Source organism: Amycolatopsis sp. NBC_01307 (assembly GCF_035975215.1).
Taxonomy (GTDB): Bacteria; Actinomycetota; Actinomycetes; order Mycobacteriales; family Pseudonocardiaceae; genus Amycolatopsis.
Genome location: NZ_CP108403.1, coordinates 6098410 through 6119790 on the forward strand (window position 1 = coordinate 6098410; position 21381 = coordinate 6119790).

17 protein-coding genes are annotated in these 21381 nt (G+C 71.7%); 8 read left to right on the top strand and 9 right to left on the bottom strand.

The genetic code is table 11. The features are described from left to right. Positions 1-64 precede the first annotated feature (64 nt). A complete protein-coding gene (locus OG439_RS26155; RefSeq protein ID WP_326943477.1) occupies positions 65-736 on the top strand; it encodes a maleylpyruvate isomerase family mycothiol-dependent enzyme in 672 nt (223 codons plus the stop codon). 15 nt (positions 737-751) lie between these two features. Here OG439_RS26155 and OG439_RS26160 read toward each other — a convergent pair whose 3' ends face one another. Then, the gene (locus OG439_RS26160; RefSeq protein ID WP_247055530.1) at positions 752-1372 is read right to left on the bottom strand and encodes an L-threonylcarbamoyladenylate synthase; all 621 of its coding nucleotides are present in this window, start codon (positions 1370-1372) and stop codon (positions 752-754) included. A 373-nt stretch (positions 1373-1745) separates the two neighbouring features. On the opposite strand from OG439_RS26160, the gene OG439_RS26165 reads away from it, so the two are divergent. After that, the gene (locus OG439_RS26165; RefSeq protein ID WP_326943478.1) at positions 1746-2255 is read left to right on the top strand and encodes a DUF899 family protein; all 510 of its coding nucleotides are present in this window, start codon (positions 1746-1748) and stop codon (positions 2253-2255) included. A gap of 196 nt (positions 2256-2451) precedes the next feature. After that, the gene (locus OG439_RS26170; protein ID WP_442792222.1) at positions 2452-4848 is read left to right on the top strand and encodes a sensor histidine kinase; all 2397 of its coding nucleotides are present in this window, start codon (positions 2452-2454) and stop codon (positions 4846-4848) included. Between the two features lie 54 nt (positions 4849-4902). Here the strand turns inward: OG439_RS26170 and OG439_RS26175 are convergent, their stop codons facing one another. Next, a complete protein-coding gene (locus OG439_RS26175; RefSeq protein ID WP_247055533.1) occupies positions 4903-5508 on the bottom strand; it encodes a response regulator transcription factor in 606 nt (201 codons plus the stop codon). Positions 5509-5789: 281 nt separating this feature from the next. After that, entirely contained in the window at positions 5790-6050 is a 261-nt protein-coding gene (locus tag OG439_RS26180) for a hypothetical protein (protein ID WP_326943480.1), read from the bottom strand. A gap of 369 nt (positions 6051-6419) precedes the next feature. Here OG439_RS26180 and OG439_RS26185 point away from each other — a divergent pair, with 369 nt between their 5' ends. Next, on the top strand, positions 6420-7169 hold the full coding sequence (locus OG439_RS26185; RefSeq protein ID WP_326943481.1) for an AraC family transcriptional regulator: 750 nt from the start codon (positions 6420-6422) through the stop codon (positions 7167-7169). 205 nt (positions 7170-7374) lie between these two features. Further along, positions 7375-7980: a response regulator transcription factor gene (locus OG439_RS26190; protein ID WP_256475271.1), complete on the top strand. Its 606-nt coding sequence runs from the start codon at positions 7375-7377 to the stop codon at positions 7978-7980. A 414-nt stretch (positions 7981-8394) separates the two neighbouring features. Here the strand turns inward: OG439_RS26190 and OG439_RS26195 are convergent, their stop codons facing one another. The 3 genes from OG439_RS26195 to OG439_RS26205 all read right to left on the bottom strand — a co-directional run bounded on the left by OG439_RS26195 (position 8395) and on the right by OG439_RS26205 (position 13474). Then, positions 8395-9588 (bottom strand): sensor histidine kinase, encoded by a 1194-nt coding sequence (locus tag OG439_RS26195; RefSeq protein ID WP_326943482.1) that lies wholly within the window; start codon positions 9586-9588, stop codon positions 8395-8397. 69 nt (positions 9589-9657) lie between these two features. Next, the gene (locus tag OG439_RS26200) at positions 9658-11103 is read right to left on the bottom strand and encodes a SagB/ThcOx family dehydrogenase (RefSeq protein ID WP_326943483.1); all 1446 of its coding nucleotides are present in this window, start codon (positions 11101-11103) and stop codon (positions 9658-9660) included. A 49-nt stretch (positions 11104-11152) separates the two neighbouring features. Further along, positions 11153-13474 (bottom strand): TOMM precursor leader peptide-binding protein, encoded by a 2322-nt coding sequence (locus OG439_RS26205; RefSeq protein WP_326943484.1) that lies wholly within the window; start codon positions 13472-13474, stop codon positions 11153-11155. A 295-nt stretch (positions 13475-13769) separates the two neighbouring features. Here OG439_RS26205 and OG439_RS26210 point away from each other — a divergent pair, with 295 nt between their 5' ends. The 3 genes from OG439_RS26210 to OG439_RS26220 all read left to right on the top strand — a co-directional run bounded on the left by OG439_RS26210 (position 13770) and on the right by OG439_RS26220 (position 16486). Then, positions 13770-14465 (top strand): helix-turn-helix domain-containing protein, encoded by a 696-nt coding sequence (locus OG439_RS26210; protein WP_326943485.1) that lies wholly within the window; start codon positions 13770-13772, stop codon positions 14463-14465. A gap of 129 nt (positions 14466-14594) precedes the next feature. Further along, on the top strand, positions 14595-15170 hold the full coding sequence (locus tag OG439_RS26215; protein ID WP_326943486.1) for a hypothetical protein: 576 nt from the start codon (positions 14595-14597) through the stop codon (positions 15168-15170). Continuing rightward, positions 15167-16486: a copper resistance CopC/CopD family protein gene (locus tag OG439_RS26220; protein WP_326943487.1), complete on the top strand. Its 1320-nt coding sequence runs from the start codon at positions 15167-15169 to the stop codon at positions 16484-16486. The genes OG439_RS26215 and OG439_RS26220 overlap by 4 nt, the downstream gene beginning before the upstream one ends. A gap of 222 nt (positions 16487-16708) precedes the next feature. Here the strand turns inward: OG439_RS26220 and OG439_RS26225 are convergent, their stop codons facing one another. From OG439_RS26225 to OG439_RS26235, 3 genes are all read right to left on the bottom strand, one after another. Next, on the bottom strand, positions 16709-18256 hold the full coding sequence (locus OG439_RS26225; RefSeq protein WP_326943488.1) for a 4-hydroxyphenylacetate 3-hydroxylase family protein: 1548 nt from the start codon (positions 18254-18256) through the stop codon (positions 16709-16711). Positions 18257-18287: 31 nt separating this feature from the next. After that, complete coding sequence (locus OG439_RS26230) at positions 18288-19532, bottom strand: acyl-CoA dehydrogenase family protein (protein ID WP_326943489.1); 1245 nt, start codon at positions 19530-19532, stop codon at positions 18288-18290. A gap of 104 nt (positions 19533-19636) precedes the next feature. Beyond that, positions 19637-21067, bottom strand: a complete 1431-nt coding sequence (locus tag OG439_RS26235; RefSeq protein WP_326943490.1) for an FAD-dependent oxidoreductase — start codon at positions 21065-21067, stop codon at positions 19637-19639. Positions 21068-21381: the final 314 nt, after the last annotated feature.

Here is a 21381-nt window from a genome sequence, read left to right on the forward strand (position 1 = left end):
GCGGTCGCGCCTGCCAGCCTGAACCGGGGCAGTCACGGTTTCCCGGCACCAGGAGGTGGCACCGATGGCCGACGTGTTCACGGAACTGCAGGCCGAGACCGAGGCGCTGGCCGAGCTGGCCGAGCGCCACGGGCGCGGCCCCGGTCCGGGACCCGACATCACCGGGTACTTCGCCCGGCTGACGTCGACCGCGCGGCTGGTCCGGCTCAGCGTCGAGAACCCGGGCGTGTTCGGCGTGACCCCGCAGATCTCCTACGACTCGCTCGACGAGGCGATCCTGACGTGGCTGCTCGAGCAGCGGAAGGCCACCGCCCTGCTCGCCGCCGCCCCGAAGGAGCAGCAGCTGCCGTGGAGCGACGGCCCGCTGCGCCCGTCCGTGCTCGCCGCGGCCGTGCTGACCGAGGTGTTCGCCGCCGGCCAGGACATCGCCGACGCGTTCGGCGTCCGGCCCCGCCGGGACGACTCCATCGGCCACGTCGCCTACTACGGCGTCCGCACCAGGGACCGCGCCTACCTGCGCCGGCAGGCGACGCCGCCCGCCGAGCAGTTCCGGTTCGAGCTGCGGGCCCCGTCCGGCGCGCGGTGGGACTTCGGGCCGGAGGACGCCACCGATCGCGTCGCCGGCCCGGCCGAGGACTTCTGCCTCCTGGTGACCGGCCGCCGCTACGCCGAAGACCTCGCGCTGACCTTCACCGGCGGGCGCACGGCCGAGTGGCTGGAACTGCTGGAAGGCTGAGCGTCACTCGAAGCGTCACTCGAACAGCGCCGGGTCGCCCGCGCCGACGCGCAGGATTTCCGGCTCCCCGGAGGAGAAGTCGACCACGGTGGTCGGCTCGACCCCGCAGTCGCCGGAGTCGAGCACCGCTTCCAGCTGGTGGTCCAGCTCTTCCTTGATCTCCCAGCCCTGCGTCATCGGCTCGCCCGAGCCGGGCAGCAGCAGCGTGCTCGAGAGCAGCGGTTCGCCGAGCTCGGCCAGCAGCGCCTGGGTGACGCGGTGGTCCGGGATGCGCACGCCGACCGTCTTCTTCTTCTCGTGCATCAGCCGCCGCGGCACCTCCTTGGTGGCGGGCAGGATGAACGTGTAGCTGCCCGGGGTGGCCGCCTTGATCGCGCGGAACACCGCGTTGTCCACGTGGACGTACTGGCCCAGCTGCGCGAAGTCCTGGCACACCAGGGTGAAGTGGTGCCGGTGGTCCAGCTTGCGGATGGTGCGGATGCGGTCGAGCCCGGCGCGGTTGCCCGGCCGGCACCCGAGCGCGAAGCAGGAGTCGGTCGGGTAGGCGATCAGCCCGTCGTGCCGGAGGATCTCGACGACCTGGCCGAGCGCCCGGCGCTGCGGGTTCTCCGGGTGCAGGTCGAAATAGCGTGCCATGAACGCAGAGCCTAGGGGCCACCCGGAACCCCGGCACGACGGCCGTCGAGCAGCCCCGGCGACGACGTCGACGACCGGAACGGCGCCCGGAACGTCGGAGCGCGTCTCCCAGCTTGCGGTTCCGCCGTCGACGCCGCGTGCCGCGCCGGCCACTGCGGGCGGCGTGTTGACCGCTCCCGCCACCGCGTCGGCCGCTCCGGGCGGTGTGCCGGCCGTTCCGGACAGCGCGTGACAAGCACTGGAACGACTTTGCCGGAATCTGGCACGGCGGCCGAGCGCGTCTCCCAGCTTGCGGTTCCGGTGGCGAACGCTGGGCCCGCCCGTGCAGCGCGGTCACACTCCGAAGAGGGACCGCAGCCAGGGAGGACGAGTCATGACGAAGCCGACCGTGCTGGAGCTGGACCGCCCCCGGGTCGTGGCCGGGGCGCACCACCTGTTCGAGGGCCCGCGGGGGCTCGTCTCCCTGGCCGGGCTGTTCGGCAGGCACGACCGCCTGGCCGTGCACCACCCGATGGCCGACCACAGCGGCCCGGCGGACGTCGTGCCGCTCGCCGACATCGCCACCGCCCTGCACGGACCCGGCCTGCAGCTGGCGCTCGTCTCCCACGCGCCCTACGCGAAGGTCGAGCAGTACCGGCGCTACCTCGGCTGGGGCGTGCCCGCGTACTCGGCCGCCGGCACGGCGTTCACCGACGACTTCCCGGCGACCCGGCACGTGCCCGGCGCGGGCGGCGACTCGTGGGACGACGAGTCCGGGCTGAGCTTCTTCCGGCTGGCCGGCGGGCGGGTGCTGCACATGGGGTCGGTCACCGTACCGCGGCTGGGGTTCCTGGGCCTGCTCGCGGAGCAGGGCGGCTATCCGCCGGCGCCGGCCGGCCGCTGACCGGTCTTCTCCGCTCCGCGGCGGCCATTCGGCCGAATCCGTCGTCGGAACGGTGTTCCGCGCTTCTCTTCGCTTGCGGTGTGCTCTGGTACGTTAAGATCAGCCGTAAAAGAGCACCCGTAAGAGAGCGACACCGCGCCCGGACCGGGCGTCCCGGCAGGCACGTCGCCGCGCCGATCCCGGAGGGGGCACCTGATTGTCTCCGGTCACCGCACTCGAGTCTGCCGCCGAACGTTCGGTGACCGCCGAACCCCGCGGCACGACCGCGGCGGACCGGCGGCCCCGGCTGGCCGCCTACCTGGCCTCGGCCATCGTCGTCGCCGTCGTCGCCGGTTTCAGCGTGATCGGGCTGGTCAACCTGCTGCTGCTGCCGGGGCCGGTCGGCTTCGTGCGCGGCGCCTACGCGCTGCTGGGCATCGGCGGGCTGCTGGCCATCCAGCTGCTCTGGTTCAGCCGCCCGGCCGTCCGGCACGACTCCGCCACCAGCCTGATCCTGGTCGCCGTGATGGTCGTGCTGGCCTACGTCCCCCTCCTGACCTTCGGGCTGCTGTGGGCCGACATGCCCGTCTTCGTCGGCGGGGCGGTGCTGCTCGCCCTGCCGGCGCGGTACGCCGGGCCGGCACTGACCGCGGTGTTCTTCAGCGTCGCCTGGATCTACTGGTTCTTCGACGCCTCGCCGCTGAGCATCGTGTACAACGCGGCCGGCTCGGTGTTCTACAGCCTGGTCTTCTACTTGCTGACCCGGCTCGCGCGCATGGTGCACAACCTCCACGAGGCCCGCACCGAACTGGCCCAGCGCGCGGTCGCGGAGCAGCGGCTGGCCTTCGCCCGCGACCTGCACGACCTGCTCGGCATGAGCCTGTCGGCGATCGCGCTCAAGGGCGAGCTCGCGCACCGGCTGATGCGGAAGTCCGTGGACCGCGCCAAGGCCGAGCTGGCCGAGATCACCGCCACCGCCCAGCGCACCCTGTCCGACGTCCGCGCGATCTCCCACGGCTATCGCGAGCTGTCGCTGGAAAAGGAGTCCCGGACGGCCGAATCGCTGCTGTCGGGCTCCGAGATCGCCGTGCAGATCCACCTCGACCAGGGTGACCTGCCGGTGCAGACGCGCACGCTGCTGGCCAAGGTGCTCCGCGAAGGGGTCACGAACGTCCTGCGCTACAGCGACGTCGAGCACTGCGAGATCGACGTCCGGCACCAGGACGGCAAGGTCACCCTGGAGATCGTCAACGACGGCATGACGGCGGACGCCCCGGCGCTCTCGCCGGACAGCAGGCTGACCAGCCTGCCCGGGGAGTTCGCCGCGCTCGGCGGCACCGCGAGCGCGAAGATCGACGCGGACGGCCGGTTCCGGCTGCGCGTCGAGCTGCCCGTGCCCGGCCGCCAGGGCACCCCCACCCCGCACGAGGGCGAGCAGCGGACGCAGATCGAGTCGAAGCGGATCCGCAGGCTGCTGCCGCTCACCATGGCGATGATGGCCTTCGGCGCGACCGTGCACGAGCTCCAGCTGACCGACCAGCCGTGGGACCTGGCCCTGGTCGTCGGCTCGATCGCGGCGCTGCTCGCCCTGCAGTTCTCCTACTTCAACCGCCCGACGACCCAGCTGCGCTCGGCGCAGAGCTACGGGATGCTGTTCGTCCAGGCCTGCCTGATCTACCTCCCGCTGCTGCCGCTGGGGCAGAACTGGGTCAGCCTGCCCGGGCTGCTGATCGGCAGCGCGCTGCTGGTCCTGCCGCCGGTGCTGGGCTGGGCGTTCTTCGCGCTGAACATCGCCGCCTACGCGGAGATCCAGCGGATCTCGGGCGCCGACATCACCTCCACCGTGTTCTACACCGCCGCGACCGTGATGACCGGGCTGGCCGTGTTCGGGCTGCTGTGGCTGGTCCGGCTGGTCACCGAGCTGGACAGCACCCGGCGGCGCCTGGCCGAGATGGCCCTCGCCGAGGAACGCCTGCGCTTCGCCCGCGACCTGCACGACCTGCTCGGCATGAGCCTGTCCGCGATCGCGCTGAAGAGCGAGCTGACCGCCCGGGTGCTGCCGCTGGACCGCGGCCGGGCCGAAGAAGAGCTGACGGAGGTCCTCGGCCTGACCCGCCAGGCGCTCTCCGACGTCCGGTCGGTGGCCAGCGGCTACCGCGAACTGTCCCTCGACAGTGAATCCCGCACCGCGAAGTCCGTGCTGGTGGCCGCGGACGTCAAGGTGCGCATGGAGATGCTCGAAGACGAATTGCCCACGACGGTGCGCACGGTACTGGCCGTCGTCCTGCGCGAAGGCATCACGAACGTGCTGCGCCACAGCAAGGTGGAGAGCTGCGAGATCGCGATGCGCCGCACCGGCAACGGGATCTGCCTCGACATCGTCAACGACGGTGTCCAGCGGGACGCCGCCCGCGTTCCCGCCACCCGCTCGGAAGAGCAGGCGGCCGGGGTGCCCGCGCCGCGGCTCGCGGGCACGGTCGCCGTGCCCGCCGACGCGTCCCCGGGCAGCGGGATCGGCAACCTCTCCCACCGGGTCACCGACCTCGGCGGCAAGCTCACCGCCGGGATCGAGCCGGACGGCCGGTTCCGGCTGCGGGCCGTCGTCCCGGTCTGAACCACCCGGTCTGGACCACGCGGTCTGAACCATTCGGTCCAGACCTTTCCGCGGTCACAGCCAGCCGGACTCTTCGGCGATGCGGATCGCGTCCACCCGGTTGCGGGCGTTGAGCTTCGCGACGACCGTCGTGAGGTAGTTGCGGACGGTCCCGGCGGACAAGTAGAGCCGGGCGGCCACCTCGACCGTCCCGAAGCCCTGCGCGGTCATCCGCAGGACGTCCAGCTCCCGGGCGGTGAGCGGGCAGTCCACCGAGTCCCAGGCCGCCAGCGCCAGGTCGCCGTCGACCATGCGCCGGCCGGCGAGGACCCCTCGCACGGCGTTGGCCAGCTTGTCCGGGGGCGCGTCCTTGAGCAGGAAGCCCCCCACCTTGGCGTCCAGCGCCCGGCGCAGCGTCCCGGGTCTGCCGAGGCTGGTGAGGATGACCGTCCGGCAGTCCGGGACCTGTTCGTGCAGCTCACCGGCGGCGGTGAGCCCGTCCATGCCCGGCAGGTCGATGTCGATGACCGCCACCTGCGCCTCTTTCGCGCGGGCCATCGGCACGATGTCGAGGCCCGACGCGACCTCCGCGACCACGTCGATGTCGGGCTCCAGCCGGAGCAGGGCGACCAGCGCCCCACGCACGATGTGCATGTCCTCTGCGACGAGCACTCTGATCACGGATGCCTCCGCACTCACGATTCCCCAGAACCCCAGTTAAACATTCTGCCCGAGGAATCGGTTGCACCATTCGGGCACCACTGGCGCCGGCATCGCGAAATGTCCGGGCACCCACCGGGACGACTCGAGGAAAAGATCTATCCGCAACCGGACAGCTACCTGTGGTGACCGGTGACGGAGGCTCGAACGAGCGTGGTGGGAAATTTTCCGGCTTGCCCCGCTTGTGGACTGTGCGACGGTCCACAAGCGACGGGCCGGGTGCGGAACTGCGGAAACGACGCTCAGGCGGCTTCCAGGACGTCCGCCCGGCAGAAACAGGTTCGGGCCGGGCTGCCCGAGGTGGCCTCTTGCCACTGTCCGAACTGTTCGATCACCAGGTCGGTGGCCGTCTTGTCGAACTCGATGCCCATATCCGAGAAAAGCGCGCGAACGTCGGCGGAAACATGTGCAGTCATTGTTGTTCTCCCCAGTGACGAAGATGAATTCTCCACGTGCCACAAATCGTCGCTCAGGGATGCGTTGACAACCAGTGCCGGTGTCACCGGGCCGTTGTGGCTTACACATGCTCCGCGCGGCTCGGGAGAGACTCCGAATGGGCTAACAAACCATCGACGCGGGAGCGATCCGAGGGCTTTCGTCACCATCCGCGTCCGGTCGGTCACGGCCCGCCGCTACGCAGCGTGCAGAACGCACATCTCGTCATGGTTGGACTACCCGGTCCGGCGGCCGCCGGACCCGGATGTGCGAAACGCATGTCGACCATCGGCGAAACCCACGCGCACCGGTGCACAGAGCACTTAAGAAGTAGACGTCCGCAGATCTACAGTTTTGGTCGAAATCAAGTGCCCGCAGCGGATGCCTTCGTCTGGAAGGCCCGGAGGGCGGCTCCCACGTCGGAAGGACGGCCCGCGATGGATGAGATCGTCCGGCAAGCTGTGGCTCGCGCCATCGTGACCATGCGCAACCACTTGGACGAACGGCTCACGATCGACGACCTCGCCCGTGCGGCCGTGTTCAGCAAGTTCCACTTCACCCGGGTGTTCCTCCGGGTCACCGGGCTCTCGCCCGGCCGCTTCCTGTCCGCCTTGCGGCTGGCCGAGGCGAAACGCCTGCTCGCGACCACCGAGACCTCGGTGGCCGACATCAGTCACCAGGTCGGCTACAACAGCGTCGGCACCTTCAGCGCGCGGTTCAGCGGCAGCGTGGGCGTCTCGCCGTCCGGCTACCGCCAGCTGGGCGGCACCGCGCCGCGGCTGTCCGACCGGCAGGCCGGCCCCGGCTCGGAGGCGACCATCCGGGGCCAGCTGCGGGTGCCCCTGCCGGCCGAGGTGGGGCCGGTGTTCATCGGGCTCTTCGCCGCCCGGATCACCGAGGGCGCGCCGGCCCGGCACGTGATCCTGCCCCGGCCCGGGCCCTACGCACTGACGAACGTCCCGCTCGGCTCGTGGTTCGTGCTGTCGCACGCCTACGGCACCACGGCGCCCGACGACACGGCGCTGCGGCCCTTCACCGGCCTGACCGGACCGCTGACCATCCACCGCGGCGTCACCGCGAGCCTGGCGGACGTCCGGATGCGGCCGCGGGACGGTTTCGACCCGCCCGTGCTGCTGGCGCTGCCGGACCTGCGCCAGCCCGCGATATCCCGGCCGATGGCGAGCTGAACGCGCGCTTTTCCGGCCGTGGACCCGCCGTCCGCAGCGCGCGGACGGCGGGTCTCGCGCGTCACGGGTCCGCTCCGGCGGGAACCGCGGAATTCCGGACGTTCTCACCCGGACGATCGAGCGGCGTCCGCGAAACACCGGCACCGGGGACGAATGACGTACAATCACCACACGGAGTCGCTGAACTGGGGGGCGAGGTACCGGCGTGATCAAGGTGTTGCTGGCCGAGGACATGCACATGGTTCGCGGCGCCCTGGTCGCCCTCCTGAACCTGGAGTCCGACATCGAAGTGGTGGCCGAGGTGTCCTCGGGCGACCAGATCCTGCCCGCCGCGAAAGCGGCGATGCCCGACGTCGCGGTGATCGACATCGACCTGCCGGGCAAGGACGGGCTGTCCGCGGCGATCGAGATCCACGAGAGCCTGCCCGACTGCCACACGCTGATCCTCACCAGCCTCGGCCGGCCGGGCACGGTGCGCCGGGCGCTGGACGCCAAGGTGAACGGCTTCCTGCTGAAGGACGCCCCGTCGGACAAGCTGGCCAACGCCGTCCGTTCGGTCGCGATAGGACGCCGGTTCATCGACAGCGAGCTCGCGCTGGCGGCCTGGGAGACCGACGACTGCCCGCTGACCCCGCGCGAGCTCGAGATCCTGTCCCTGGCCGCGAAGGGCCGCACGGTCGCCGACATCGCCGCGGAGCTGTACCTCTCGGCGGGAACGGTGCGCAACTACCTGGCCGCCGTGGTGACCAAGCTGAACGCCCGCAACCGGGTACACGCCATCCGCATCGCCACCGAAGCCGAGTGGCTCTGACCGGTCCGATGTGACCGGACCTCGGGAACCGCTTGGGCGCTCAGTGCGGATGCTCAGTTCGCCCGCGCGACCTGCCAGCGCAGCCCGGGCGTTCGGGCGCTCAGCTTGAGCACTCAGCTCGGGTGCTCGGCTCGCCCACTCAACCCGGGCACTTAGCTCGGGCACTTAGCCCGGCCGCTCAACTCGGCCACTCAGCACGGGTACTCAACTCGCCCGCTCAGCGCGGGCGCTCAGCCCGACCGCACAACGCGTCCACTTAGCTCAGGCACTCGACTCGCCCACTCAACCCGGGCACCCAGCTCGCCCGCTTAGCCGGGGACTCAGCTCGGGTGCTCAACTCGGCCGCCCAGCCCGCCCGCGCAGCCGGCAATCGGCTCGCCCACTCACCTCAGCCCGCCCACCCACCTCGGCCGCTCAGCTTGCCCGGCGGCGGCGGGCGAGTTGCGGGCCTGAGCGCACCGGGATCGCGGCCAGCAGGCGGTGGGTGCCGTCCGGGCCGGTTTCCGTCGTCAGGGCGCCGTCCAGGGCCTGTACGCGGTCGCGGAGGTTGCGCAGCCCGGCGCCGGAGTCGGCGCCGTCGCAGGCTGCGCCCGCGGCGCCGTCGTTGACGATCTCCAGCCAGGCCGTTCCGTCTTCGGTGCTGACGGAGAACGCGCACCAGCTCGCGCTGCTGTGGCGCAGCACGTTCGTCACCCCTTCGCGCAGCACCATGGCCAGCACGGTGGCGACCTGCGGCGGCAGGCCGCCGAGCCCGGAGCGGGCCACGGTCACCCGGGTGCCGGCCGCGCTCAGCACCGCCGCCGCCGCCCGGCACTCGTCCTCGATCGACAGGTCGCGGTAGCCCGCGGCGATCGTGCGGACGTCGGCCAGCGCGCGCCGCGACATCACCAGCAGCTCGCCGAGCTCCTCCTTGGCCTGGCCCGGCCTGCCGAGCACGAGGCGGTCGACCAGTTCACCCTTCAGGGTGATCGCCGAAAGGCTCATCCCCAGCAGGTCGTGCAGGTCGCTGGAGAACCGCTTGCGTTCCTCGGTGATGGCCTGGCGCTTCAGCTCGCGCACCTGCTCGCCGCGCTCGGCCACCAGCCGCGCGGCCGTGCCCAGCCCGAACAGGGCGAGCGTGGCGACCCCGGCGGACACCGCGCCCGCCAGGCCGGCGGCGACCGAGCCACCCGGCAACGCCGGGACCACCGCCGCCCCGGCGCACGCCAGGAGCGCGCCGGGCACCGCGAGGACCGGCCGGAACGTCAGCAGCACGCTCCCGGCGAAGAACCCGCCGGCCACGCTCCACGACGCACCGAACGGCATCAAGCCGATCACCGCCTGCAGGAGCAGCACCACGACCGGCCGCCGGACCCGGCCGCGGCCGAACCCGGCCAGGTACCCCACCGCCAGCACCGCGGCGCAGACCGGCGCGGCCAGCCGGACGAGCCCGGGCTGGGTGCCGGTCAGCACGGGCAGGGACGCCAGCGACGCCACGCCGATCGCGGCCGCCACCTGTGCGGCGAACACGAGCGTGCGGGTCTCGGACCGCTCGTCCTCGAACGCGGGAGGCGGCTCGGCGGCCGGCCCCTGGAGCCGCGTCCCGCGAATCGGTATCGGCTGAACCACGAGCCCTCCCAGATACCCCCTGGATCCCGGAGACTCCAAGGTAACAGGGAAGTCCGGGAAAACGGGAGGTCACCGCGACGGCGGGAAATCCAGGACGCACTCGCCGACGCTCACCTCGGCCGGCCACTCCAGCTTCAGCGAGCGGTCGACCCGGTCCCCGGCGTCGACCGGCACGGCGTGCGCGGCCAGCCCCATCGCCTTCGCGGTCAGGTAGAGGACCTGCTGCAGGGCACCGACGTGCAGCAACGTCGTCGCGTACGCGGCGTTCCCCAGCACCCAGGCGATCCGCGACATCCGCGCGGTCATCGTCAGCAGCACCGGCGGCCGGCGGTGGCTGCCGGCCCCGACCATGGCCAGGTCGAGCAGGCCGTCGAGGCCACCGGCGTCGTCGTTGGTCAGCGTCAGGGTGTGCCACAGCGGGTCGTAGTGGTAGATCCCCCGCGCCAGGCCGACGCAGCGGTTGATCGCGACGTAGATCTCGAGCTCGTACAGGCAGGCGACGCTGAAGTAGGGCCGCTGGGAGGCCTCGTGGGCCGGGCCGCCGGGCAGGTACGCCGGGCCGACCGAGCGCACCCGCGCGGCGCGGAAGAGCAGCTCCCCGATCTGCTCGGCGGACAACGCGCGCTCGGTCATCTCGGGGCAGGTGTGGTCGTCTTCCAGCAGCTCGCTCAGCGTCGGGTCGTTGGCCTGGAGCATCGCCGGGCTGGGCCGGTGCAGCGGGAAGGTCGAGCCGGCCGCGGTCTGCTTGACCACCGGCGGCTCGGCGCCTTCGCGGTGCGCCCCCGGGTCCGTCGGGCCGCCCTTCTGCCAGGTCCGGCTCCGGGCGTGGAACAGCAGGTCGCCGGGCGACCAGACGGCCAGGTCACCGTCGGTGTCCTCGGTGAACCGCGCCCAGTCGTCGGCCAGCAGCGCCACCCCCGCGGCCACCAGGAACGCGATGATGTCGGCCACGACCGGCTCGGCCAGCCCGGTGGTCTCCGCGACCTGCGCGACGGTGACCGGACCGGCCAGCGACGAGACCACGAGCATCGCCGGCGGCCGCAGCAACGCGACCCGGTACCGGGCGCGGGGGGACTCGAGCAGCAGGCCGCCGCCGTCCGGGCGCATCGCCGAGAACCGGGAGAGCTTGACCTGCCGGCCGGGCGGCACCGGTTCGGCCTGGAAGACCGGGGACTGGGTGACCGGGATCGCCGAGAGCAGCGGACCGCGGCCGTCGTTGAGCGCGAGCGAGTGCACGACCGAGCCGGCCAGCCGGTTGAGCACCCGGCGCAGCGTGCCGGCCCAGGCTTCGGCGCCACCGCGCGCCGAGGAAGCCAGGTTGGCCATCGACACCGGGCCGAGCAGCAGCCGGCTCAGCGACTCGCGGACCGCCTCGGGAATGCTCGCCAGCTCGTACTCGCCCCACCACGTGATCGCGACGAGCGTGTCGTCCTCCCCCGCTTCCAGCAGGGTGTCTTCGCTCAGGGACCACAGCCGGACGGTCTCCGGACTGCCCTCCAGGCCGTCTGCAAGCAAGGTATTCTCCTAGGGCGGAACAACGAGCACTGAGCCTCCCGCGGGACTCTTAAAGAAACATCGGGAACGGGTTGAGGCCCTCGTACGGCGTCGGCGCGTCGAGCCGGCCGAGCCGGACCGGGACGTCGAACAGCCGGCCGGGCGCGAACCGGGCCCAGAACGGCCGCAGGCCCGGGACGAGCACCTTGACCACCGGGATCCCGACGTCCGGCCGGGTCTGGTCGAGCACGAGCAGCTCGAGACCCGCTTGGCCGAGCAGCCGGGCCAGTGCCTCGACGTCGTCGCGGACGTCGGACCGGTTGACGTATGGGAAGTCGGCCGCGGCCCGCATCCGCTGCCCGGCCGCGGGCCGCAGGTAGGGCTGGTTGGCGACGGTGGCGTACGCGAGCCAGCGCCGCGCGTCCGGGTCGTCGACGTCGTGGCCCGCGGCCTGCACGACGGGCAGCATCTGGTTGAGCTCGGTCACCGCCCGGCGCACCGCGATCCGCGGGTCGAGGTGGGCGCCGAAGCCCATCATGATGTCCTCGTGCGGGCCGTCGGTCCGCCGCGAAAGCGCGACGGCCACCGGGATCCCGAGATCGGACGTCACGTCGAGGACCCACAGCTCCCGGCCGAGCGTCGCGTAGCCGGCCGACATCTCCTCCAGCCACGGGTCACCGAAGGACGCGAGGTCGACGCCCGGCACCGGCGTGCGGTTGTACCACCACAGCGCCACCGCGTCGCGTTCGACGAGCTCCAGCGCGCCCTGCAGGATCGCGTCCTCCAGGCTGCTGCCCGCCGCGGCGCCGTTCGAGTCCGCGCGCACCCCGGGCGTCGCGTGCTCCCGCGGGATGCCGTAGTACAGGTAGGACGTCGGCAGCAGGCGGCGCTGCCCGGTGAGCGACCACACCGGCGTCCAGTCGACCTCGGCCGCCGGGTCGAACGGCGCGGGGACCCCCTGGAACTCCGCGTGGGCGCGGTTCCAGGCCGCGCGGTCGCGGTACTGCCGGTCGTCGAAGAGCATGCATTCGTTGGGGTGGACGGCTTCCTCGCCCAGCTGCGCGTAGGAGCCGCGGATGCGGAGCTCGTCGCCCTGGAAGTTGCCGGAGAACCGCTCCGCCGCCTCGCAGAGGGCGCTGACCTCGGCGTCGAGCGGGCTGACGCCCTTGCCGCCGTTCTCGCAGCGCAACCCGGCGCGCAACGCGGCCATCCCGGTGACCCCCCGGGCGACGTTGGGCCCGGAGCGGTAGGCGTTGGCGAACGACGGCGCGGCCGGGTCCGGCCGGATCTCCTTGATGATCCCGGTGACCGGGCTGACCAGGTGGCGGTGCCGGCTCAGCATCTCCGCCGGCGTGGTCGTCCGGTGCCCGCCACCGCCGGTGGTCGCCTTCTTCGCCGGCTGCAGCACCACCGGGCGGTCCGTGCGCCCGGCCACCAGCGACGGGTCGCCGCAGTCCGGGCACTGCGGGCGGCGGCGCAGCTCGTGCAGCCGGCCCTGCAGGTCGAGCGTGTCGAGCGTCCACACGCACTGCTGCCCGGGATGGCGGTAGCCGGCCAGCCACTTGGACGCCTCCAGCGCGACCAGGTGCGCCGCGGCCGCGGTCAGCGACGGCAGCGCCGACACCGGGCGGTGCGCCGGGCCGGCGTGGCCGAGTTCTTCCTGCACGCACGCCTCGGCGTGCCGGTGGCCCCACAGCCGGTGCGTCAGGCAGTGCCAGCACGCCTCCCCCGGCTGGAGCACCGGGCCGATCCACACCTGGGCCCCGGACGGGCGCGCGAGCAGCCAGGGCCGCCCGGTCCGGCGGTGCTCGGCGTCGATCACGGCCAGGCGCGGGTCGAGGTAGTCGGCGCACAGCACGATCGAGAGGTCGGCGACGCCGGCGTCCGCGGGCAGCACCTCGATACCGGCGTCGGCCAGCGCCCGCTCGACGGCGCCGGGGTCGGTGCCGGCGGCACTGTCGCCCACCGCGATCAGCGCCGCGGTGCCCGGCCGCGCGGCGACGACGTCGGCGTCGATGCCGCAGGCGTCCCAGTAGGCCAGCGCGCGCTCGTCACCCGGCCGGGTGCCCCCGGCCGGCTTGCGCAACGTCACCAGGCCGGCGTCGACCAGCTGGGTCAGCAGCGCGGCGACCTCCTCCGGGGCCATTCCCCCCGGCCGGCCGCGCAGCAGCCGGTCGAGGTCGTGCGTGCCGTCGAGCAGGGCCGCCAGCGATTCGATCTTGGCCCCGTGCATCGCGATGACGCCCTGCTCGGAGAACAGGTAGGCGCCCTTGCCCGCGTGGACCTCCGCCCGCAGGTGCCGCCGGAACGCCGGGGTCGGGGCAGGAGCGGGCGTGGCCGCGGCGGGCCCGCCGTCGTCCGGTACCCGCACGTCCACCGCTGTTGTGCGCATGGGGCTCTCCTGCCGGCAGTCGGGAGGATTGAACGAGGACCCGAATCCTGCTCCTGCAGGCCGGGGCCCGGCCAGTGTGCAAAAGCACGGAGAAGTCGTGCGAAACGCATGTTTCGACCTGTGAAACACAGGGGTGGCCGGTGCGCGGCTCACTGGCAGCTCGCGGCCCGGGACGTCACCGTGGACAGCGACGCCCGTGGCGGCACGGCACGTCGCCGGAACCGTAACCGAGCCCGCGGCACCGCGCGACTCGGACGGCAGCCGGCCAGGCACCCGAAAAAGTGAGGAACCGAGTATGCCCACCTCTGCTCGCACCTACGGACAGTTCTGCGGCCTGGCCCGGGCGCTCGAGATCATCGGCGAACGATGGTCGCTGCTCGTCGTGCGGGACCTCGTGCTCGGTCCGAAGCGCTTCAACGACCTTCGGCAGACCCTCCCGCGCATCCCGGTCAGCATCCTCACCTCCCGGCTCAACGAGCTCGAGGAGGCGGGTGTGATCCGCCGCCGCGTCCTGTCGCAGCTGGACGCCGGGGTCGTCTACGAGCTCACCGAGTACGGCTGCGAGCTCGACCACATCGTGCTCGACCTAGGCCTGTGGGGTGCCCGCTCGCTCGGCTACCCGAAGCCGGACGACGCGTTCAGCATCGACACCGCGATCCTGTCGCTCTACACGACCTTCCGCGAGGAGGAGGCCGCGGGCGTGCACGTCAACTACGAGCTGCGCCACCTCGGCGGCGAGATGATCGTGCACGCGCTGGTCGACGACGGCACCCTCAAGGTCTCCGCCGGCTCGCTGCCCAGCCCCGACCTGGTGATCGAGCCGCAGGGCCCGGCGATCCTCGACCTGCTCAACGGCAGCCTGACCGCGCAGGACGCGCTGTCCGGCGGTCAGGTCCACGTCGAGGGCGACCCGGCGCACCTGGAGCTGTTCACCCGGCTGTTCCACATCCCGCCGGCTCCGGAGCGCCCGACCGGGCTGGCCGTGCACTGACGCCCGTCGGCGCAATCCGCCACACCGCCGCACTTTTCGCCACGAGATGGGCAATCCGGAGGAACGGATTGCCCTCCGGCGAAAGCTAAGATCCGTGCGAAACGTCCTTTTCGGGATACTGGGGTCTGCATGCCGACGTCCGAAATCACCCGCCCCGCCGGGTTCCTCGCCGCGCTCAACAGCCGGTACCACCACCGCGCGCTCGCCGTGTTCATGGTGATCGTCATCGGGCACTGGGCCGAGCACATCGTGCAGGCCGTGCAGATCTACGGCTTCGGCTGGCCGACCTCGCGGGCCCGCGGCGTGCTGGGTATGCCGTTCCCGTGGCTGATCTCGCAGGAGTGGCTGCACTACGGCTACGCGCTGGTGATGCTGGTGTTCCTGTGGGTCCTGCGCCACGGCTTCGCCGGCCGCTCGCGGCAGTGGTGGAACCTGGCCCTCGGCATCCAGTTCTGGCACCACATCGAGCACCTGCTGCTGTTCATCCAGGCGCAGTCGGGCTGGCGGCTGGCCGGGCAGAAGGTGCCCACCAGCATCATCCAGCTGCTGATCCCGCGGGTGGAGCTGCACCTGTTCTACAACACGATCGTCACCATCCCGATGATCGTCGCGATCGTGCTGCACCGGCGGGCCTCGGCCGCGGAGCACGAGCTGACCGGCTGCACCTGCGGGCTGCCCCGGCACTCCGCGCTCGCCGCGTCGTGAAACGCGCGCTGGCCCTGCTGGCCCTGGTCCTCGGCCTGCTGGTGGTCGGCGCCGTTCCCGCTTCGGCTCACGTCGAGATCATCTCGTCCACCCCCGGGGACGGTGCCCGTCTGACGGCGGCGCCGTCCCTGGTGTCGGTGACGCTGTCGGAGAACATCGGCATCCAGCCCGGCTCGATCAAGGTCGTGGACCTGTCCGGGAAACAGGCGGAGACCGGCCCGGTGTTCCAGCCCGGCGACGTCGCCGAGCAGGTGGCGGTGCGGCTCGAGCCGGGCCTGCCCGACGGCAGCTACCTCGTGGAGTACGCGTTCGTCTCGGCCGACTCGCACCCCGTGCGCGGCACGTTCGCGTTCGTCGTCGGCACCGGACCGCTGGTGACGTCGGCGGGCGCGGTCTCGGCCGCCACCGGCACGGACCCGGCGGTCGACGCGGTGTCGACGGCGGTCCGCTGGCTGGCCTACCTCGGTGTCGTCCTGCTCGGCGGGCTGGCGTTCGTGCTGCTCTGCCGCCCGGGCGCCCGCACCGACGGCCGGGCGCGGCGGCTGCTGCGCTGGGGCGCGGGACTGGTCGGCGTGATGGCGTCCGCGGCGTTCGTGCTGCAGGGCCCGTACGTGGCCGGGCGCGACCTGGCGGCGGTGGCCGACCCGGCCCTGCTGGCCGACACGCTCCGCGTCGCGTACGGGAAGCTGTTGCTGCTGCGCCTGGTCGCGGTGGGCGCCCTGGCGGTGTGCACGGCCCGGCTGCTCGGGCCGTCGGACCGCCTGCGGCCGCGGTTCGAGAACCTGGCGATGGTGGCCGGTTTCCTCGTCCTGCTGACGTTTTCGGCGACCGGGCACCCGGTGACCGACCCGATCATGTACTTCTCGGTGAGCGCGGACCTGGTGCACTTCGGCGCGATCGCGATCTGGGCCGGCGGCCTGATCCAGCTGGCGCTGTGCCTGTACCGCCCGGCCGACGGCGAGGACGTCGCCGGCGTGGCGGCCCGGTTCTCCAGGCTGGCGGCGGGCGCGGTGACGGCGATCGCGCTCAGCGGCGCGGTGCTGGCGCTACGGATCATGCCGTCGCTGACGTCGTTGTGGACCACCCGGTTCGGGCTGCTGGTCCTGCTGAAGATCGCGGGCTTCGCGGCGCTGCTGGCCGTGGCGAGCCGGTCCCGCCGCGCGGTCCGCCGGATGGCGACCCCCGCACCGGGCGGCACCGCGACGCTCACCACGGACCTGCGCCGCCTCCGTCTGGCGGTGTCGACGGAGGTTCTGCTCAGCGTGGTCGTCCTAGCCCTGGCGGCGTTCCTGACGGTCACCCCGCCCGGCGGCTGACCCGGCGTTCTCCGGCCCACCCATCGGCGCCCCATACCCAAACTCGTCGCGGCCCGCTCCGCAGCGTGCGTGATGGTGTGGCCGGGATCCTCGAACGTCCTTACCGAACTGTCCTGCGTTCACCGCGAGCTGTCCGACGTGGTCCACCAGATCCGGCCCTGGGCACGCACATGACCCGGGGCGGGCCGCGAACGGCCCGCCCCGGGTCTGTCCAGCATTGGCTCAGCCGAAGAGGTCGCGGCCCGCCTTGCCCAGCTCGTCGAACGAGGCGAGGTCGGGCACCTGCCACCCGTCCAGGTCGTACTCGGACAGGCACTGGTCGACGAGGGCCTTGTAGCCGTCCAGCTGGCCGTCGGCCATCTGCCCGTACAGCAGCTCCAGCCGGGTGTTCTCGTGGCTGCCGGCGTAGTTGCGCTCGTAGAGCTCGTGCCGGCCGCCGAACTCGGTGCCGACCGCGTCCCACAGCAGCTTCATGACCTTCACCCGCTCGACCGCGTCGATGCCGTGCGAGCCACGCAGGTACTTGTCCAGGTACGGCCGGATGTCCTCGTTCCGGAAGTCCTGCGCGCTGGAGTTGAGGTAGATCATGCCGCTCGCGACGTCCTGCAGCACAATCTCGCGCAGCCGCGCGTAACCGAGCTGGGAGAACCACCGGTAGGCCATGCCGTACCGCGGGTTGGGCAGCACCGCGCCGTTGCGCCACGGCACCGGGTTGCGGGCCGCCGCGTCGGACAGGCCCCAGAACAGGTTGCGCCAGGCGAGCACCTCGCCGAGACGTGTCTGCACGCCCCGGAAGTCGCTGACCCCGGTGATCTCCAGCGCCTTGGCGAGCAGGCCGGCCAGGAACTCGAACTTCACCGCGAGCCGGGTGCAGCCCTGGAAGGTGAACCGCTCGATGAACCCGGACTGCCCGGTGAACATGCTCACCTTGGCGACGTCGCCGTAGATGAACACGTTCTCCCACGGGACGAGGACCTTGTCCAGCACGAGGACGGTGTCGTTCTCGTCCAGCCGCGAGGAAAGCGGGTAGTCGAAGGGACTCCCGGTCACCGCGGACGCCGCGCTGTAGGACTGGCGGCAGATCAGCTTCATGCCCGGCGCGTCCATCGGCACGGTCGCCACGAGCGCGAACTTCTTGTCCTTGATGGGCAACCCGTAGTGGGCGATGAAGTTGTAGTGCGTGAGCGCGGACCCGGTCGCCACGACCTTCGCCCCGCTGACGATCAGCCCGGAGTCGGTCTCGCGCTCCACGTGGACGAAGACGTCGGCGACCTCTTCCGGCGGCCGGTGCCGGTCCACCGGCGGGTGCACGATCGCGTGGTTCCAGTAGAGGACCTTCTCCTGTGACTCCCGGTACCAGCGGCGCGCGTTGTCGGCGAACGGGTTGTAGAAGTCGGCGTTCGCGCCGAGCGTGCCGAGGAACGACGCCTTGTAGTCGGGGCTGCGCCCCATCCAGCCGTAGCTCATCCGCGCCCACGACGCGATCGCCTGCTGGTCGGCGACGAGGTCTTCGGCGCTGTGCGGCGTCGTGAAGAACCGGTGGGTGTAACCCCCGGGACCGCCGGCGTCGGTCGCGGTGGTGAGCACGTCGCGGTGCTCGGGATCGTGCAGCGCGTCGTAGAGCCGGGCGACCATCCGCACCGGGTTGCGGAACGCGGGGTGTTCGGTCACATCCTTGACCCGCTCGCCGTACAGGTAGACCTCGCGGTCGTCGCGCAGGCTCTCGATGTACTCGTCGCCGGTGAGCGGCCGGGTCGTCTGCTCGGTCATCTGATCATCACCCTCGTGTGCCGGCATGGGGTCAGTTCGTCACGTCGAAGACCAGGCGGGCGAGCTCGCGGTTCGCCGCGCTGGCCAGGAAGATGCTGACTCCGGCGTGGCTGTGCAGGGTGGACATGTCCCGCCAGACCCGTTCGAGCCGGGCACCCGCGCGGACCGAGCTCGAGCCCGCGGTCGGGAACAGCTGCTCGGACACCGCGCTCCAGCACAGCCGGACCGCTTCGCGGCTGATCAGGGACAGCCGCAGGTCCACCTCGCGGGTGAACGCGCCCGGCCCGCGCTCGGCGGTGGCCGTCCACTGCCGCACCGCGCCCGAGAGCGCCGCTTCGGCGGCCGCGATCTTGCCCGCGGCCTCGCCGTAGCGGAACTGGTAGTCCGGGTCCTCCGTGCGGGAGGTGATCGGCGGGAAGAGCGTCGTGCGCTCCCGCATGAGCCCGCCGTAGGCGTCCAGCGCGCCGGTGGCCATGCCGATCGCGATCGCGGCGAGCGGGAACTGCACCGAGCTCAGCACCCCGCCGCCGTACATGGCGTTGCCGTGCAGTTCCTGCCCGGGCGTGCCGTCGACGACCGACGTCATCCCCATGTGCGTGCCGACCAGGCCGAAGTGCGCCGGGATGTGCGCCTTCTCGATCGCGACGCTGTGCGAGCCGCTGCCCTTCAGGCCCAGCTGCGCGCCCCAGTCGTCCAGCCGCCGCCACTGCGCGCGGGGCACCACGAACAGCATCGGGATCGGCGGGGCGCCCTCCGGGCCGGCCACCAGGGTGTGGCCGATGAAGTGCGTGGCGTACGGCGAACCCGAGCTGTAGGGGTGGACGCCCTCGATGATCCAGCCGCCGTCGTCGGCCGGCTGCGCGAACCCGGAGATCCCGACCGTGGCCGGGCAGATGAAGTCGCCGTTCGCGAACAGCTCGTCCTGCGCGGTCTCGGAGAACAGCGTCGCCGCCAGGAGCGCGTGCGACGCGCCGAAGGTGTACATCCACGCCGTCGACGGGCAGCCCCGGGCGAGCGCGGACACCACCTGGGCGTGGGTCTCGAGGTCGAACTCGTAACCGCCGTACCGCCGCGGCACCAGCAACCGGTACAGGCCCGCGCGGAGGAACTCGTCGTGGGTGTCGAGCGCGTAGTACCCGCGCTCCTCGGTCTCCGCCTGGCGGTCGACGAGGGTCGCCGCGATCCGCTCGGCCCGGGCGATCGCCTCCCCCGGCGTCAACCCCGGCTCCGGCGCCGACGGGTAGTCCTCTTCGGACACACTCCTGACCGCAGTCATAACCCAGCCTTCTCTCGAGAAACGTCGCTAGTGCCCGGAATCGGGCCGATCGTGACGGGGACGCCGCCGGACGGGACGTCCGGCGGCGCTTCACCCTCGGCCGGTCAGGCCGCCTTGCGCACGTCGGCGGCGGCCGTGAACACCGGCTCCACGTCCGCGGGGGCCTGCCAGACGTGCGGCCGCAGGCTCTCCTTCGACGGGCCGAACATCGACTTCCACAGCACGCGCAGCAGGATGCCGGGGCGCATCAGCGAATCCGGCGTCGCCATCAACGCGGCGACCTTGAAGTACGCGGCGGCCACCTTGCCGTCCCGGGTCGCGGCGATCTGCGTCTTCTTCAGGAACTTCTGCGCCATGCGGACCTGCCGGGTCCGCTCGCCCTTCACCCCGGGGAAGGTCAGGTCGATCGTGTTGGTCATCTCCCACGCCTGGTCGATCGCGTCCTTCGCCAGGTCCTGGAAGTAGTCGAGCGGGATCGGGCCGGCGCCGCTGTGCAGGTGCTGGCGCATGGTGAGCGCGCACAGCGCGGCGACGGTCATGCCCTGCGCGTAGACCGGGTTGAAGCAGGTGACCGCGTCGCCGGTGACGAGCAGGCCCTCCGGGAAGCGCTCCAGCTTCTGGTAGTGCCGGCGCAGCGTCGTCGGGAACCGGAACGCGATCGGCGCGTCGACCGGGTCGGCGTAGCGCAGGACGTCGTAGACGTCCTTGGCCCCCAGCGACCGGATCCACTCGTAGAGCTCGTTCTGGTCGGTCGTCGGGTGGTCGCCGAGCAGGCCGTAGGTCGTCAGCTCGAGCAGGCCGCCGTCGACCTTGAAGAAGACGTTGCCCCGCGGCAGGCCCGGGTGCGCGATCTGGTTGATGGCCGTGTCCTTGCCGAACGGGTCGCAGCCGGGACGCAGCTTGTAGTGCTGCGTCACGTAGACCAGGTCGATCTTCTTGCGCTCCTCTTCGGCCTTCGCGTAACCGAGCTGCTCCAGCCAGACCGGGGTCCGCGAGCCGCGGCCGGTCGCGTCGACCACCAGGTCGGCTTCGAGGACCTCTTCGGTCTTCTTCCCGTGCGCCTGCACGCGGGCGCCGGTGATCCGGCTCTTGTCCGCCGTCGTCTCGAGCCCGAGGATGTCGTGCTGCTCGACGAAGGAGACGTTGGGGATGGCCTGGACGCGCTCGCGGATGTGCCACTCCAGCACCGGCCGGAGCACACCGAGGGCCGGCAGACCGGCGTGGTGCTGCTTGAGCCGGTAGCCCTGGGTGTACCAGCGGCAGGTGCCGGCCAGGTCGCCCTTGGGCGCGCCGTTGTCGACCAGTTCCTGCGTGATGCCGGGGAACAGCTCTTCCATGGCGTGCACGCCCCTGGCCTGCAGGCCGTTGGCCTGCTGGCTCTGCGGGCAGAACCGGCGCACGCCCTTCGTCCCGACCAGTACGTCACGGTCCACGATGAGCACCTCGTCGTAGGCATCCGCGAGCACTCGTGCCGCGAACAACCCGGCGATGCTTCCACCGAGCACCACCGCGCGCGATCCAGCGTTGTGGCTCATCACGGATTCCTCCTTGATACCTAAGAATTTGGTGATCTCGTCAGTCCTGATCCGGTACATCCAGTGGAAGGGAAACTCGCCAAACCCGCCGTCCACGCGAAGGTCAGCGTCACATTCGCGGCCGCGCGGGGTCATCTCCCGCATTGCGGACGCCCGGCCGGTTCCGGTAGTCCATTGTGGACGCCCGAACCGGGCCGCGAACCCGCGACCACCAGGTGCGCACTCGAAGAGATGTTGCGGCGGACGGCCCCTGGCAGGCTGCTGATTGTCCAGCGGACGCGTGTTTCTCGCCCGGGCTCGCTCGCGCCGCGCTG